18 protein-coding genes and 2 pseudogenes are annotated in these 14,119 nt (G+C 42.6%); 10 read left to right on the forward strand and 10 right to left on the reverse strand.

Annotation, left to right across the window (positions count from 1 at the left end):
* Positions 1 to 186 precede the first annotated feature (186 nt).
* The 10 genes and pseudogenes from FE394_RS01680 to FE394_RS01720 form a co-directional block, all read right to left on the reverse strand.
* The gene (locus FE394_RS01680) at positions 187 to 450 is read right to left on the reverse strand and encodes a hypothetical protein (protein WP_319924673.1); all 264 of its coding nucleotides are present in this window, start codon (positions 448 to 450) and stop codon (positions 187 to 189) included.
* A 125-nt stretch (positions 451 to 575) separates the two neighbouring features.
* The gene (locus FE394_RS01685) at positions 576 to 959 is read right to left on the reverse strand and encodes a hypothetical protein (RefSeq protein WP_319924674.1); all 384 of its coding nucleotides are present in this window, start codon (positions 957 to 959) and stop codon (positions 576 to 578) included.
* Positions 960 to 961: 2 nt separating this feature from the next.
* On the reverse strand, positions 962 to 2,170 hold the full coding sequence (locus tag FE394_RS01690; protein ID WP_319924675.1) for a hypothetical protein: 1,209 nt from the start codon (positions 2,168 to 2,170) through the stop codon (positions 962 to 964).
* 4 nt (positions 2,171 to 2,174) lie between these two features.
* Positions 2,175 to 2,906, reverse strand: a complete 732-nt coding sequence (locus FE394_RS01695; RefSeq protein WP_319924676.1) for an Hcp family type VI secretion system effector — start codon at positions 2,904 to 2,906, stop codon at positions 2,175 to 2,177.
* A gap of 392 nt (positions 2,907 to 3,298) precedes the next feature.
* Positions 3,299 to 3,469: pseudogene (locus FE394_RS01700) on the reverse strand (primase-helicase zinc-binding domain-containing protein); the annotation flags it as partial.
* A gap of 485 nt (positions 3,470 to 3,954) precedes the next feature.
* On the reverse strand, positions 3,955 to 4,038 hold the full coding sequence (gene dinQ, locus FE394_RS19830) for a damage-inducible type I toxin DinQ (protein WP_419836289.1): 84 nt from the start codon (positions 4,036 to 4,038) through the stop codon (positions 3,955 to 3,957).
* 79 nt (positions 4,039 to 4,117) lie between these two features.
* Positions 4,118 to 4,366, reverse strand: coding sequence for a hypothetical protein (locus tag FE394_RS01705; protein WP_319924677.1), 249 nt, complete (start codon positions 4,364 to 4,366; stop codon positions 4,118 to 4,120).
* Positions 4,363 to 4,527 (reverse strand): hypothetical protein, encoded by a 165-nt coding sequence (locus FE394_RS01710; protein WP_319924678.1) that lies wholly within the window; start codon positions 4,525 to 4,527, stop codon positions 4,363 to 4,365. Before FE394_RS01710 ends, FE394_RS01705 begins: the two co-directional genes overlap by 4 nt.
* 13 nt (positions 4,528 to 4,540) lie before the next feature.
* Entirely contained in the window at positions 4,541 to 4,750 is a 210-nt protein-coding gene (locus tag FE394_RS01715; RefSeq protein WP_319924679.1) for a hypothetical protein, read from the reverse strand.
* A gap of 96 nt (positions 4,751 to 4,846) precedes the next feature.
* A pseudogene (locus FE394_RS01720) lies at positions 4,847 to 5,327 on the reverse strand (tyrosine-type recombinase/integrase); the annotation flags it as partial.
* Between the two features lie 975 nt (positions 5,328 to 6,302).
* On the opposite strand from FE394_RS01720, the gene FE394_RS01725 reads away from it, so the two are divergent.
* From FE394_RS01725 to FE394_RS01770, 10 genes are all read left to right on the forward strand, one after another.
* Positions 6,303 to 6,692, forward strand: coding sequence for a hypothetical protein (locus tag FE394_RS01725; RefSeq protein WP_319924797.1), 390 nt, complete (start codon positions 6,303 to 6,305; stop codon positions 6,690 to 6,692).
* A 193-nt stretch (positions 6,693 to 6,885) separates the two neighbouring features.
* Entirely contained in the window at positions 6,886 to 7,959 is a 1,074-nt protein-coding gene (locus FE394_RS01730) for a class I SAM-dependent methyltransferase (RefSeq protein ID WP_319924680.1), read from the forward strand.
* 13 nt (positions 7,960 to 7,972) lie between these two features.
* Entirely contained in the window at positions 7,973 to 8,710 is a 738-nt protein-coding gene (locus FE394_RS01735) for a beta-ketoacyl synthase chain length factor (RefSeq protein ID WP_319924681.1), read from the forward strand.
* A 1-nt stretch (position 8,711) separates the two neighbouring features.
* Entirely contained in the window at positions 8,712 to 9,503 is a 792-nt protein-coding gene (locus tag FE394_RS01740) for a lysophospholipid acyltransferase family protein (protein ID WP_319924798.1), read from the forward strand.
* A gap of 18 nt (positions 9,504 to 9,521) precedes the next feature.
* Entirely contained in the window at positions 9,522 to 9,779 is a 258-nt protein-coding gene (locus FE394_RS01745) for a phosphopantetheine-binding protein (RefSeq protein ID WP_319924799.1), read from the forward strand.
* Between the two features lie 11 nt (positions 9,780 to 9,790).
* Positions 9,791 to 10,042 carry an acyl carrier protein gene (locus FE394_RS01750; RefSeq protein ID WP_319924800.1) on the forward strand — a complete coding sequence of 84 codons (252 nt, stop codon included), beginning with the start codon at positions 9,791 to 9,793 and terminating at the stop codon, positions 10,040 to 10,042.
* 41 nt (positions 10,043 to 10,083) lie between these two features.
* On the forward strand, positions 10,084 to 10,662 hold the full coding sequence (locus tag FE394_RS01755) for a COG4648 family protein (RefSeq protein WP_319924682.1): 579 nt from the start codon (positions 10,084 to 10,086) through the stop codon (positions 10,660 to 10,662).
* A complete protein-coding gene (locus FE394_RS01760; protein WP_319924683.1) occupies positions 10,659 to 12,074 on the forward strand; it encodes an AMP-binding protein in 1,416 nt (471 codons plus the stop codon). The genes FE394_RS01755 and FE394_RS01760 overlap by 4 nt, the downstream gene beginning before the upstream one ends.
* Complete coding sequence (locus tag FE394_RS01765; RefSeq protein ID WP_319924684.1) at positions 12,061 to 12,420, forward strand: ApeI family dehydratase; 360 nt, start codon at positions 12,061 to 12,063, stop codon at positions 12,418 to 12,420. Before FE394_RS01760 ends, FE394_RS01765 begins: the two co-directional genes overlap by 14 nt.
* Complete coding sequence (locus tag FE394_RS01770) at positions 12,411 to 14,117, forward strand: glycosyltransferase family 2 protein (RefSeq protein ID WP_319924685.1); 1,707 nt, start codon at positions 12,411 to 12,413, stop codon at positions 14,115 to 14,117. The genes FE394_RS01765 and FE394_RS01770 overlap by 10 nt, the downstream gene beginning before the upstream one ends.
* Positions 14,118 to 14,119: the final 2 nt, after the last annotated feature.

A 14,119-nucleotide genomic window follows, 5' to 3' on the forward strand; every position in this document is an offset into this window, starting at 1 on the left:
GCTATCGACTCCCAGTGAACAGGCGACATCGACAACCCGTTGCTGATGGAGAACAACCTGCTGAACAGCTTCCAGCTTCAATTCAACGGAATAATGGTGTTTGGTGGGTTTCAATTTCATCGTCATACCTCATTGTCATGTTAATAACATTAGCAGGCTTTTGAGGTGTCCGGATTTAATGTACTACTACAGAACATAGTGGCGCAGTTCATCATTGCTGAGTTTTTTGCTGGTCGGTTGGGCTTTTACCTGACTGCGTTCCTCATCAGCCAATGCTTCATAACGAGCAATTTCAGCATTCAGCGTGTCGGATTCGCTGCGCAGTTCGTCGAACTGTTTGGCTTCATCGGTATTCAGTGAGTGCTTTTCGTCTTCCGCTTTGGTGAGAAGCGAGCGCATTTGTTGGGTTAAATCGGATTTTTGTTGACGTAATTCGAGTGATTTTTTCATGGTATTTTGTAGTTAATTTATTTTTCAATAAATTTTTTAACATCATGAAAAATAATAAGAAATAGTTATTGTCATGTTGAGCAAGCATACAAAAATGGCGATATATATCGCCATTATAATAACAATTATTCTTTTACTTTTATGGTGTAAGTTTTATTAAATTTACCCACTTTTGTAAACATGTTTCCATAAATCCCTCCAGATATTTTGATCTGTATTTCTCCGGGATGTATTGGAGTTCCTTGAATTTGAATACGGCTATAGTCTTTTGCTGTTGCAGGCAGAACAGGTTTTGCATAATCACTAGGACTCCATGTCAAGCCTGAGTTTGAAGGTGTTATTTTGGCTGAAAAACCCATATTTATAACACCCGGTATACTTATCAACTCATTATATGGAACACCTACCTGAGCATCTTTCAAAGAGTTTCCATCAGGATAAATATAGACAGCTTGTCTTGTACAAGCCGAAATTAAAAAAATGGATATAATAAAAAAAATTCTTCTCATACTTATTTTATCGGTCTAAAAACCAATCCTCCAAATGTATGTTTTAAAAAATAATTTAAATTACTATTGGGTTTAATCCATTCACTAACTCCTCCCCAAGTAAACATCTTTAAATTAACTATGTTATTTTCACTGTTTGTATCATCTAAATTTATTATTTTTCCTTTTGAGCCAACTTCGCCTTCCCATACAATCCAATGATTTTTCATTGAAGTATCGCCACGGACTCCATTTAGCATTCCAACAGATATTAAACTTACGACCCTATACCCTTTTTTTATATAGTCGTTTAAAGTTATTATGTCGGTGATATTACTATGGGAAAGACTTATGTTATCAAAGATTTTTTCATAACCTGATTTTTCAAACCATTCGGTTAATTTCCCCCACATTGTAATACCAGATATTTCATAATCAACTTTATCATAACTAAAAATGATATTTTCAGAGTCTCTTAAACTCGCCAATGTTATCCAATCTAAACCTGAAATTGTTGGCTCATCATCATTATGAAAGGATCCGCTAGGATGACGACAACCATCACCTGGCTTAATTTCTAATTGGCCAATTTTAGTTCTTCCATATTGCCATAATTCACGGGCGGATTGCTCATAAACATCGGGTCTATCCATCTGTAAGCAATAAAAAAACGCAGCAGGGCCACATAAACTAGCCCATCCTTGATTCGGATAAGTTCTTTTCGATAATCTGTCCTGAATTTCCGATTCAATTTTACTTTTCTCGAACGGATCTTTTTCATGACCAATGGGGTATTCTTTCGCAATAAAAGGTCGTTCAGGAATAGTGATTTTTAATTCAACGGTATTATCCCCGTCACTGACAGGTTTTGTTTCAACTGTACTTTCAAAATAACAGGCATTTTCCCGTTTTTTCTCCGAACAGGCTTTACCGGAGGTTAATTCACCGAGGGTATACATTTTCTTAAAATGGGTTTGCAGTGCCGGAAATATATTTGAGCCATGTTTGCGGTGAAGCATAATTTGCATGATATAAATCACAGAAAGATCGTCGTCTGTTTCCTGCGTGATATGCTGTTGTGTTTCATAATTACTCTGTACTTTCTCCTGAAAAACATCAAGCAAGATATGGAAATTTCCTTTTGCATCCTTACGATAAATGGCTAAGTCATAAAGCAGGTTTTCAACAGGTACGTTGGATTCTATTTTTGTCTGAACGGTATAGGTTGGCATGGTATTAATCCTTTAAGATATGAAAACTCAGGTTCTTTTTGTCATCCGTGAGATGCCATTGGGTAAACCCCTGCTTATCAGTTGTCCCTGTTTTTATCTGACCATCCGGCAGGCAAACACGATATTTACGCTCAATTAAAAGATTTCCTTCGTCATCCGTACAACGATAGCGCGCATGGTGTCGTGAATTTTTCACCGGTTCTTCGTTAATCAGTGGCTTAATATTAGAGAACCCGGATAAAAGTGGTTTTTCCTCTTCACGTCCCGCTAATTGTGAAATGCTGTAACCCGAAGTCCCTGCGGCGATGTGATTGCATGAAATGGACTTATAATCTAGCATCACAACTTCATGTGGTATCGCACCATTATCATTGATTGAATGCGGATAATTATAGGAAATATCCACAATAGTGGCACTGGTCAGCTTGATTTCATAAAAGAACTCCAGTTGTCCCATCTGGCTTGTCCTGTAATGCACAAAACTGGCATCCAGCAATTCGTTTCCGTCTATTGCCATCGCTAACAGGGGAGAGGATTTATCAATGGGTTTCACAAAACTGACTGGTTGATGATTGACGTTCTGGTCACGGCTCATCGAATGATTCAGGCTCAATACCTGTATTTGATCTTCACGTCCTTTTTGATACCGATTTCCGATAGATTCGGGCGTTGAACAGCCCGCTGAAATTAAACCCTGCTTCTTGCCCTTTAACGACAAGTAAATGATGTGTGACATTCTTGTCTCCTGTAACAGCGCTTCCGATAAATGCGTAATGAAACAGGATATAACAGAATTATTTATCTATACCAGTATGAATAAAAGTCCATCAATGAAATTGTGATTAACTTCTATTCTTAAATAAAATCAGATGATTACATAATTTGAATTTGAGGTAGTACCAAAAAATAAAAACCAGATTGCGCACAGTATTTACTTCTGATTTCGTTTAATTGCCAGAAGCCCCCTAAAAATCTTTTTCACCTCCTCAGTTATGCATCCTCTGCACAATACCCTGAAAGCCTTGCTATATCTGGGTTTGATGCAATTAATATGATATCCACTGACTGTATCATCTGTTCACCCACTTTTTAGATTAATGAAGAGAATGTAGAGTTGATGTATAGTTAACCTTCGGTAATGATGATGGTGTCAGGCATTCCGGTAATTTCAGATACTGGAATAACACTCCCTTTTTTCTGCGTACCGGAAACAAGGCGTTTTTCGCCGTTTGGCTTGATGGTCTGAGCGCCCGTAACAGTACCGTCCAGTGTCTGAGTCACCAGTAATAGAGAACGTTTTTTAACCGAATGAACTAAATAGAAAAAATTTTTGCTGCCACTAAAAATATATTAACTCTGATTCACTTGATTTCAGTTTTTCTTCTACCACAAAGCCGCACCGTTCCTGTATTTTAAAATTTCCTTTATCCTTTCTTCGTGATCCTACTTCTCACGTAAAATAGAATTTTCCCTTTAATATCATTTTGTTGGTTTTTTCCCGTGATCCGTTTTTGATCCAAAACGTGCAGGCGGGTGCGGAGTAGTGCGTTTTACGTCTGGTTTACGTTTATTTCGTGGGGATTGTGTAGTGTGAACGTGGCTCAGGAACGTGATCCAGATTAACCACGGGACGGAGTCAACTTAATTGATAATGGCGCTGTGTGTGTCTGGTTACGTTTGGTGAGAGAGAATAAATTGAATAGAGATGAAGAGAGCTGCGAGCACTGTAAATGTTAAAGGCCACCGGGCGGTTAACCCGATGGCCTTAGCTACGTTTCCGTTATCTATTTCAGAAAGGTACGGATCAGTTCTAAAAACGCAACTAACGCTTTAAGAACGATAATAGCGGTGTCAATAAACGCTTTCATCCGTTTGCTCCTGTTTAAGGAGCGCGATTTTTCCCAACCTTTGCCTTTACACTGCCTGTCCGATTGGTTCTCATCAGTGTTACTCTTCAACTAACATAATCAGTTTAATGCCCCTAGCATAAAATATCAACCTATGCAATGGCGTGAAAATTCTCACACAATGAACGATATTCACCCAATCACAGGCGAATACTTCTTGTTTCAGCCCATCCGATTTAGCGGCCGTGTTGCGTATCGCGCCGGCGTTCTCTGGCGTGCCTGTATTGTAATGGGTATGGGCGGCGGCCAGTTCCCTGACGACATCCAGCGTGTCTAACATCAGGGTCATGACGTTGATTTGCTGGCTGCCCAGACCACGGGCGCAACTATCTCTTGTTTGGCTCCGGCGATGCTTTGGCGAAGCAGGCCTATTTTTTCTATCAGCTTCCGGCCGACTTCAATATTCGCTTCTTTTCCCACACTGGCAACCAGACTTGAGGAGGCCGCCAAGCAGTAATCGCCGTCAGCGATGTGCTGACTGCCCTCTTGCGTTACGCGCTGCTAGACTGCCTCCCGCTGCTGCTATTTCAACTATCGTGCCAATCGGCGGATACTGAAACATGCCTGATTCACCGCCCGCCATCGGCAGCGGAATAGCGCGGCCGAAATGGATCGGAGAGTAGCGGTCAAGAACTTCCGGACTCCTTTTTAACCTTATATCTCTATTTTTCATTTGTGCTCTCCCTTGCAAGGATATTAATAATAGCCATTGAGATAGGGAATGAAATCAATATCCAAACCAGATCACGATTTTTAAAGAATTGAAAAAGGTGAGGGCACCCGTCATATTATGAGCCGAGTTGGATGCCAGAATACCATTCTGAACGTCATATCGCATGATGGCCATGATGTGCTGCCGTAGCCGTTGGGCAATATCATGTTTGCCATAAGCATCAATGGCTTTGACCGGAGCTAAAAGCTGGCTTGCTCTTAACGTGGTAATATCGAGCCTGCCGATATGCGGGAAGATATACTGTTCAAGGCGGCACAGCACTTTTTGGCAGTGGCTGTCACTCCAGAATTTGTTACTGGTATGCCACTTTCGATGGGGGGAGGGTACCTTTTTTCTCTGCTTTGGGATCGATACCCTGAGCCATCAGCTTTTTGGCTTCATCACGTTTAGCACGCGCATCAGCTAAAGATATAGCCGGATAGATCTCAAAAGCGAGCCGGTCTTCTTTCTTATCGGTGGGGCGGCGGTGTTTCATGCGCCTGTATTTAGCACCGCGTGCAGTCACTTCCAGATAGAGAATACTGTTTCATACAGTGATTACCATAGCTACTCTATTTTGTTTAACCATGACCAACATTAAAAAATTCATTAAAGCTTCCGCTTTAAAAAGAACTATTTTATTTATTTTAATGCATCAAAAATATATGAGTTGTTTTTATAAAGTAAATAATATTTAACTATAAAAATAATTTTAACTCTGATTTTACTATTTTTACTGATATACATAGCATTCAAACAGCCTTCAATACCTTCAGGGGGAAGCAGCCTATATCAACGAGTTGGCCTCCGGTATTAGAATCAAATATAAATAAACCAGAGTCACTCCAAACCAAAAATCCAACATGATTTGATCTGAGTTCATGATGATTTCTCATATAATGAGATATATCCCCCTCACTTTCATGCAAGTTTGCTAAAATATAGAAAATCAGGCCCTGACATCGACCAATTTGCCTACCTTCACGAATATTGAAATCACTTTCATACTACAAATCAGATTGAGTAAACTTAAATTTTTTTCATAAAAAACCCCATACCAAATACGGGTAATAAGTATGGCACCCGATGGTTAAGCTGAAATCAGCCACCAAAAACATACAGGTTCTTGAGCTATAAATTAGAATAACCATGGTAACTATTAACGAAAAACTTATCACCTCAGTTACAAAACACCACTCTCTACAACTCGTCACAAAAATAGAAATCACATCCAATATTCAAAAAATGCAAATATAAACATCAAAATTAATCTTTCCCGCCTAATTTGAAACTCATAGATTAAATAAATACAAATACACTATTTCATAGTTAATGAACCCTAAAATGCCTTGAAAAATAGAGATAAAATCGAATGGAATTAAGTGAAATTCTTAATTATGGCCATAATTAAATGATAACGGTGGCAGTGTAGTAAGAATTTATTTAAACTACTGGACGCAAATTCACTATGTCACAAGCTGTACCCGTCGTCTTATCTAACAAGAGAAAAATGATGAAAACTTCACATAAGCTATTAATCAGCCTGGCTTGTATCGTCACGCTCGCAGGCTGTGCGCGCAACGTACCAATATTAACTCCCCAAACAACCATCATGACGCATAACTCCGAGTCTTCCGTGAAAAAAGCCATTTTGGAAGCCGGTAAAAAACGCAAATGGGTCATGACTGAAGTTTCGCCAGGTGTGATTAATGGCTTCCTGAAAAATCGCGATCACGATGTTCAGATACGCATCAACTATACCAACAAAAACTACTCTATTAATTATGTCACCAGTCATAAATTAAGAGAGCACAACGGGAAAATTCACCGCAATTATAACCGTTGGGTCAATAATCTGGATAGAGATATTCAGTTAAATTTAGCGCTACTCGCTAATAAATAAACGTTATTTCAATAGCCTAATCTCAGTAGATTTCAAGAAGTATATCCGATGGATTTCAAGCTACGGTTTGAACGACGACGGGTATAACTTGATAGATGAAGGGTAGCTCTTAATAAGTGACAAGCTCCCGATGAGATAGGCTTTAATCTTTCAATATATTTTCTGACTACAGACATATCGGATATTTGGATATATGACCGCACCCTACAATTATGACAAAGACGAATTCAGTGCACTTGAGGCAATTACTGAGGCTCAACGCATTGCTTTTGCTCCCATGCTATTTCAAACTGCAATCGGGCTACGCGATTGCGGGATTTTATCTTTTCTGGACAAAAATCATAAAAACGGTGCAACCAAAGATGAAATTTGTAGCAGTTCAGAATTAGATAGCTATGGTGTGGGTATTTTGCTGGATATGGGGTTGAGCGGCAGGATTATTATCAAGCAAGATGAGCGTTATTTCCTCAGTAAAATTGGTCATTATTTACTGCATGATAAAATGACCCGCGTCAATATGGACTTTACCCAAGACGTTTGTTACCAAGGGCTATTTCATCTAAAAGAATCCCTTATGAAAAATAAGCCTGCTGGCTTACAAGTATTCGGTGAATGGCCGACAATTTATCCGGCACTGAGTCAATTACCCGAACCTGCTAAAAAAAGTTGGTTTTCCTTTGACCATTTTTATTCTGATTCCGCTTTTAGTGCTGCATTAAAAACCGTTTTTTCGATGAATCCTAAAGTGGTTTATGATGTCGGTGGTAATACAGGAAAATGGGCATTGCGCTGTTGCCAATATGACAGTAAAGTCAGCGTCACTATTCTGGATTTACCCCAGCAAATAAAACTGGCTGAAGAAAATATACGCAGCCAAGGCATGGCTGATCGTATTTTCGGCTATCCTGTAGATATGTTATCGGATAAAGAATTACCCACAGAAGCAGATATCTGGTGGATGAGCCAATTCTTGGATTGTTTTTCCGAAACACAAATTGTAGGCATTCTACGCAAGATCTCAGCAGCCATGAAACCTGATGCACGAATTTGCATCATGGAGCTATTCTGGGACTGCCAGCCTTTTGAAGCAGCGGCTTATAGCCTCAATGCGACCTCGCTTTATTTTACTTGCATGGCAAATGGTAATAGTCGTTTTTACAGCATTAATGATTTTACCCAATTCCTTAATAAAGCTGGGTTGGTGATAGAGAACCAGATTGATCAGTTAGGGCTTGGACACACTTTACTGATCTGCAAAAAGCAGTAACGAACGGTATTTCATGAAATTGACATTGGATATTACAGATTGGCAAGCCATTGCTCCGGGGCTTTCTATGTCTGAAGAGTGGAAAGAATGGTCTGCGACATCATCGGCAATAATTGATGCGTCATGTCCATTGGCAAAATGTACCCAATTACCCATGATGACAGCTCGTCGTCTGAGTTCCGGCAGCCGTCTTGCCGTTGATTGTGGTTTGAGCATCCTGCGCCGCAACCAAGTCGATGCTATTGTCTATACCAGCCGTCATGGTGAGCTGGAGCGCAATTATCAGATATTGCAGAATCTGGCGCAGACAGAGAGCGTTTCACCAACCAATTTTGCGATGTCTGTCCATAACTCTTCGGTGGGCAATCTCACTATTGTGGCTAAAGCACCTCTGGTTTCTTCTTCCGTTTCTGCGGGCATTGACAGCTTTCAGCAAGGATTGTTTGAAGTAGCAACACTTCTCCATGCGGGTTACAACAAAGTCCTGCTCGTCGATTTTGATGGTGAGATACCCCGTTTTTATCACAATGTCATTGATGCCAACACGCCAACCTATCCGTTTGCAGTCGCACTGTTACTGGAACGAGGCTCTCATCTTTGTTGTAAAAAACAAGCTCGCGATGAACAACGTGACTCATCGGAAAATGAGTCTCCTCTTCCTCAAAGCCTTCAGTTTTTGCATAGCTGGTTACGAGGGGAGCAAAATTTCATTGTTTCAGGCGATCATTGCCAATGGAATTGGAACCGATAAGATGGCGAAGAAAGTAACAATCAATATCACTGAGCGGATTAAATGGCTCTGGCGTCTGCTCATGACCGGGTTTTGCTTCGCCCTGTTTGGCGTAGGAGGGTTACTGCTCTCCCTCATTTGGTTTAATTTATTGCTGGTCTTTCAACGCAATGAAGACAAGCGCCGCCATCTTGCTCGTCATAGTATTTCATTCAGTTTTCGCCTGTTCCTTTTTTTGACCAGAAAATTAGGCGTGTTGGATTACCACTTCCATGATCTGGAGAAAATCCGAACGGATAAAGGCTGTTTGATCGTTGCCAACCATCCAACCTTGCTGGATTACGTTATACTGGCATCAACACTGCCGGATGTGGATTGCATCGTCAAATCCGCATTGCTGCGTAATCCTTTTGTCAGTGGTGTGATCCGTTCAGCACGTTATCTCATCAATAGTGATGCGGAAACCTTGCTGCCTGTTTGCCGGGAGCGACTGGCTTCCGGGAGCAATATCTTAATTTTTCCGGAAGGAACACGTACAACGCCCGGTCACCCTATTTCACTTCAGCGCGGTGCTGCCAATATCGCCGTGCGATGTGAGTGTGATTTGCGGATCATTCATATTACTTGCAGCCAAAAGATGTTGGATAAAAAAAGCAAGTGGTATCAAATTCCGCCGAAAAAACCCATTTACACCATAACGATTGGTGATCAGCTCACCAATGAGAATTTTGCTGTCGATATTGAAAACGGACATGCCATCGCTGCCCGCCAGCTCAATCGCCAGCTCACTCAATTACTAACACCATCACATTAATAGACGTCGGATACGATGATGCAAGAATCACACATTGAAATAAAACAATTAATCATAGATACCCTGAATCTGGAAGATCTCACACCTGCTGATATTGAAACCGATGCGCCTTTGTTTGGCGACGGCTTAGGGCTGGACTCCATTGATGCACTGGAGCTGGGTCTGTCAGTCAAAAACCGCTATGGCATCGTGCTGTCCTCAGAAAGCGAAGAAATGAGACAACATTTTTCTTCTGTAGCCACATTAGCGACTTACATCCAGTCCCAGCAAGCATAAGAACAGGTGCCATCATGGAAAAACAAGCCATTTTTCAGGAAGTGTCCCAGCTATTAGTTCAACTGTTTGAACTGTCTCCTGAAGACATTACCCCCGAATCACGACTCTATGAAGATCTGGAACTCGATAGCATTGATGCGGTTGATATGGTCGTTCATTTACAGAAAAAAACCGGACGTAAAATTAAACCAGAGGCGTTTAAATCTGTCCGTACCGTTCAGGATGTTGTGGATGCCGTCGAGCAATTATTGAAAGAAGAGTAATCAGCAAAACAGAAATAAATAACAAACATTTGGGTAGTTCATTGAAGCCACTGATTTTATTACTCCGCATTGCTAATACCGTGATGTTGATCGTCTGGCCTTTTTTGGTATGGGCGATGGTCAATTACGGTCAATTTCATGCAATGTTGATTGTGATTATTCTGTTTTTTGTTTTGCGATTACTGCTGAACAGGCACCAAACCCGCAATCAGCAGAACGCGGGCTGGGATGCCGGATGGATATTATCCATTACAGGAATAATTCTGGGACTGGCCAGTTTATTCCTGCGCGATCACCAATTGCTGATGTACTACCCAGTGGTTGTTAATGCTGTTCTGTTGGCACTGTTTGGTGGTTCATTGCGTTATGGGCCTCCCATCATTGAAAGAATGGCGCGTTTTAAAGAGCCTGATTTACCCCCTGAGGGCGTTGTTTATACACGTAAAGTCACTTACATCTGGTGCCTGTTCTTTCTCTTTAATGGCAGCGTGGCGCTTGGTACTTGCCTGTATAACGATATGAATCTGTGGACATTATGGAACGGAATGGTGAGTTATCTATTCATTGGATTGCTCCTTGCCATTGAATGGCTGGTACGCCAACGGGTAAGAAAAAAATGAGAGCACAGCCCATATCCCAATGGCTATCAGAGAATAATTGCCCCGACCGACTCATCAGTTGGGGAAATCACATCATCAGCCTGAATAAACTTCGGCAGGATGTTACCGCGTTATATTTATATTTTGAAAGTCAACAGGTTGAAAATTCAGCTATTGAAGCACAGAACCCGACTGGGGATTCAGCTCACCGTTGGGCCTTGTGTTTTGAGGACAGCTATTTTTTCTGTGTCGCATTGTTGGCAACGCTTCATGCGGGTAAAACACCTGTTATTCCTGGGCATTGCCGCGAGGCGCAATTACAGGAACAGCAATCGCTGTTTGATGGTGTGTTGACAGATTTACCTCTGGATTTGTCCTGTCCTTGCTGGCAGGTCACGCCATCTCACCAAGAAGTTGATGATATCACAGCAAAAACATCCCTTAACATCGCACTACCGACTATCCCGTCCGATGCCGTGCTGGTGATGTTCACTTCTGGTTCAACGGGCGTTCCTCAGCAAGTAATCAAACCAGTCACCGTCATGGATCTTGAATCCCAATGGCTGGCTGCCTTATGGGGAGATAAACTGCAATCCTGCATTGTCAGGGCTTCAGTCAGTCATCAGCATTTGTATGGCCTGACCTTCCGTATCTGGTTGCCAATGTCACTGGGTTTACCCTTCGAACGCAAACTGGTGGAATTTCCCGAACAACTTACCAATGGCCCACGTTGTGCATTGATCAGCAGTCCTGCTTTTCTGCAACGACTTGATGACAAACTCTCCGCTCCTGATTGTTCTTTTGTCGTTTCTGCGGGCGGGCCGTTGCATTTTGCCCATGCAGAACAAGTCATGCAGTGGCTTAACATTGCCCCTCATGAAATTTATGGTTGTACCGAAACAGGCATCATGGCTTGGCGCAACCGTAAAACGGACAATACTGTCTGGACAAAATTTGCTGGCGTCTCATTCCTTGAAGATCTGGAAAAGAACCTGCGAGTCTGTTCTCCACTACTTGCTGATCCCGCAGGTTTGGTTTTGGATGATCGGCTTGATTTCGATGAGCAAGGTAACTTCACGTTATTGGGTCGTCGTGACCGTCTGGTAAAAATCGAAGAAAAACGTATTTCCCTGTCAGAAATTGAACGCCGTTTGTGTGAAATTCATGAGATCACAGATGCCTCAGCGCTGCTCATCAATCGGGGAAAACGTCATCATATTGGGGCAGTAGTGGTTTTGGATCACGAAGCCTACCAACGTTATCAGCAACAAGGGATACGCAAATTTTCACAAGATTGGCGTCACCTATTGAAGCCTTGGCTGGAATCCGTCGCATTGCCTCGTTACTGGCGAGTCGTCCAAGCTATTCCGTTGAATGCCCAAGGCAAACGCTCATGGCCTGAGTTACAGGAACTATTTAATGAAACCCATTGAAATTCACCGCGAGCAACCGGCTCAAAATGAGGCCATTGTACAACTGTATTTAGATCCTGCTTTAGATTGGTTTCGTGGGCATTTTCCCATTCAGCCACTCTTACCGGGCGTGGCTCAAATAGATTGGGTTATGCATTATGCCCAAACGCTGCTGGCTCCGGGCTGGTCTTTTTCTTCGATTGAAATGGTGAAATTCCAGTTTCCCCTGCAACCGGATGATAAATTACTGTTGAAAATCAAGTGGGAAGAAGAAAAGCAGCTTCTGATTTTCAATTACGGCGTAAAAGTCCCTGACGGAGACGAATACCAGACTGCCAGCCAAGGAAAGATAAAGTTATGTCGCTGAGCATGAACAGTATTACGCCTTGCATAGTCATACCTTGTTATAACCACGGTGCAACCATGCCTGCGGTACTGGAACGATTATCGCCCTATCAGCTTCACTGCTTCATTGTGGATGATGGTAGTGAACCCGATACTCAACACCACCTTGAGGATCTGGCGAAATCCATTCCTCATGTGACTCTTCTCCGCCTTGAACAGAATCAGGGTAAAGGGGGGGCGGTCATGGCCGGAATGCGGGCAGCAGCGGACGCAGGTTATAGCCATGCCTTGCAAGTGGATGCGGATGGGCAGCACTGTCTTGAAGACATCCCCCTGTTTTTAGCCAAAGCACAGCAGTATCCTGACAGATTAATTTCTGGCAACCCGATGTATGATGTATCAGTGCCAAAATCCCGCCTTTATGGGCGCTATATCACTCATTTTTGGGTGTGGCTGGAAACCCTCTCTTTTTCCATCAAAGACAGTATGTGTGGTTTTCGGGTTTATCCGTTGGCCCCTACGTTGCAATTATTGGCTGAAAAGGAGATTGGCCGCCGGATGGATTTTGATATCGAAATCATGGTGCGGCTTTATTGGCAGGGAACAGAAAGTGAATTTGTACCGACAACAGTCACTTATCCTGAAAATGGCCTGTCTCATTTCGATGCGCTGAGAGATAACCTCAGCATCTCATGGATGCATACCCGTCTGTTTTTCGGCATGTTGCCACGCATCCCTTCTCTGCTATGGCGTAAAAATAACCGCAGTCATTGGTCTGATATTAAAGAGCGTAAAGGGCTGCTGGGCATGAAATTTATGCTGGCGGTTTATCGATGGCTCGGACGCAAACCTTTTGAGTGTCTGCTCTATCCTGTCGTGGGCTATTTTTGGGCAACCGGTGGCGCACAACGTCAAGCTTCCCGCCAATATCTTGAGCGGCTGAAAAATACCATGCAGGGCAAAGGAATCACCATTCCGCAACGCCTTGATAGTTACCGCCATTACCTGCGTTTCGGTAGCGCTATGCTGGACAAAATAGCAAGCTGGCGCGGTGATTTGAAATGGGGGAAAGATATCAGGTTTGCGGAGGGTGCCGAACAAACACTATTGGATGGAGACTCAGGCGGTAAATTGCTGCTGGTTTCACATTTGGGCGATATTGAAGTTTGCCGGGCACTGGCACAACGAGCGGGGCAAAAAACCATCAATGCGCTGGTGTTTACTGAACATGCCCAACGCTTCAAGCAGATTACCGAAGAAATCTCACCACAAGCGGGGGTCAATTTACTGCCTGTCACGGATGTAGGGGCAGATACCGCCATCATGCTGAAAGAAAAAATTGATGCCGGCGAATGGGTGGCGATTGTCGGTGATCGGATTGCGATCAATCCTTCACGGGCCAATACCCAACGCGTTGTCTGGAGCGAATTTCTCGGTCATCCCGCACCATTTCCACAAGGGCCATTTATCCTCGCATCGGTATTACGTTGTCCAGTGCTATTGATGTTTGCTCTCCGACAAAATAACCAATTCAAGATTTATTGTGAGCACTTTGCCAACCCTCTGGAACTGCCACGTAAACAAAGAGAACAAGCGTTGCAGCAGACCGTAGATCTCTATGCATCCCGCTTGGAACACTACGCTCTGCAATCCCCGCTTGATTGGTTCAATTTTTTCGATTTTTGGCAATTACCGACCGATCGGACAAAAAAGGAATAAAA

Origin of the sequence: Xenorhabdus littoralis, assembly GCF_033949345.1 — a bacterium.
Taxonomy (GTDB): Bacteria; Pseudomonadota; Gammaproteobacteria; order Enterobacterales; family Enterobacteriaceae; genus Xenorhabdus; species Xenorhabdus littoralis.

What these genes read in the sequence shown, in the direction of transcription:
- FE394_RS01695 (WP_319924676.1), bottom strand. Translation starts at nt 2,906, where the DNA reads ATGTCACACATCATTTACTTGTCGTTAAAGGGCAAGAAGCAGGGTTTA.
- FE394_RS01765 (WP_319924684.1), top strand. Translation starts at nt 12,061, where the DNA reads ATGAAACCCATTGAAATTCACCGCGAGCAACCGGCTCAAAATGAGGCC.
- FE394_RS01740 (WP_319924798.1), top strand. Translation starts at nt 8,712, where the DNA reads ATGGCGAAGAAAGTAACAATCAATATCACTGAGCGGATTAAATGGCTC.
- FE394_RS01735 (WP_319924681.1), top strand. Translation starts at nt 7,973, where the DNA reads ATGAAATTGACATTGGATATTACAGATTGGCAAGCCATTGCTCCGGGG.
- FE394_RS01685 (WP_319924674.1), bottom strand. Translation starts at nt 959, where the DNA reads ATGAGAAGAATTTTTTTTATTATATCCATTTTTTTAATTTCGGCTTGT.
- FE394_RS01725 (WP_319924797.1), top strand. Translation starts at nt 6,303, where the DNA reads ATGAAAACTTCACATAAGCTATTAATCAGCCTGGCTTGTATCGTCACG.
- dinQ (WP_419836289.1), bottom strand. Translation starts at nt 4,038, where the DNA reads ATGAAAGCGTTTATTGACACCGCTATTATCGTTCTTAAAGCGTTAGTT.
- FE394_RS01680 (WP_319924673.1), bottom strand. Translation starts at nt 450, where the DNA reads ATGAAAAAATCACTCGAATTACGTCAACAAAAATCCGATTTAACCCAA.
- FE394_RS01730 (WP_319924680.1), top strand. Translation starts at nt 6,886, where the DNA reads ATGACCGCACCCTACAATTATGACAAAGACGAATTCAGTGCACTTGAG.
- FE394_RS01690 (WP_319924675.1), bottom strand. Translation starts at nt 2,170, where the DNA reads ATGCCAACCTATACCGTTCAGACAAAAATAGAATCCAACGTACCTGTT.
- FE394_RS01715 (WP_319924679.1), bottom strand. Translation starts at nt 4,750, where the DNA reads ATGAAAAATAGAGATATAAGGTTAAAAAGGAGTCCGGAAGTTCTTGAC.
- FE394_RS01705 (WP_319924677.1), bottom strand. Translation starts at nt 4,366, where the DNA reads ATGACCCTGATGTTAGACACGCTGGATGTCGTCAGGGAACTGGCCGCC.
- FE394_RS01770 (WP_319924685.1), top strand. Translation starts at nt 12,411, where the DNA reads ATGTCGCTGAGCATGAACAGTATTACGCCTTGCATAGTCATACCTTGT.
- FE394_RS01745 (WP_319924799.1), top strand. Translation starts at nt 9,522, where the DNA reads ATGCAAGAATCACACATTGAAATAAAACAATTAATCATAGATACCCTG.
- FE394_RS01760 (WP_319924683.1), top strand. Translation starts at nt 10,659, where the DNA reads ATGAGAGCACAGCCCATATCCCAATGGCTATCAGAGAATAATTGCCCC.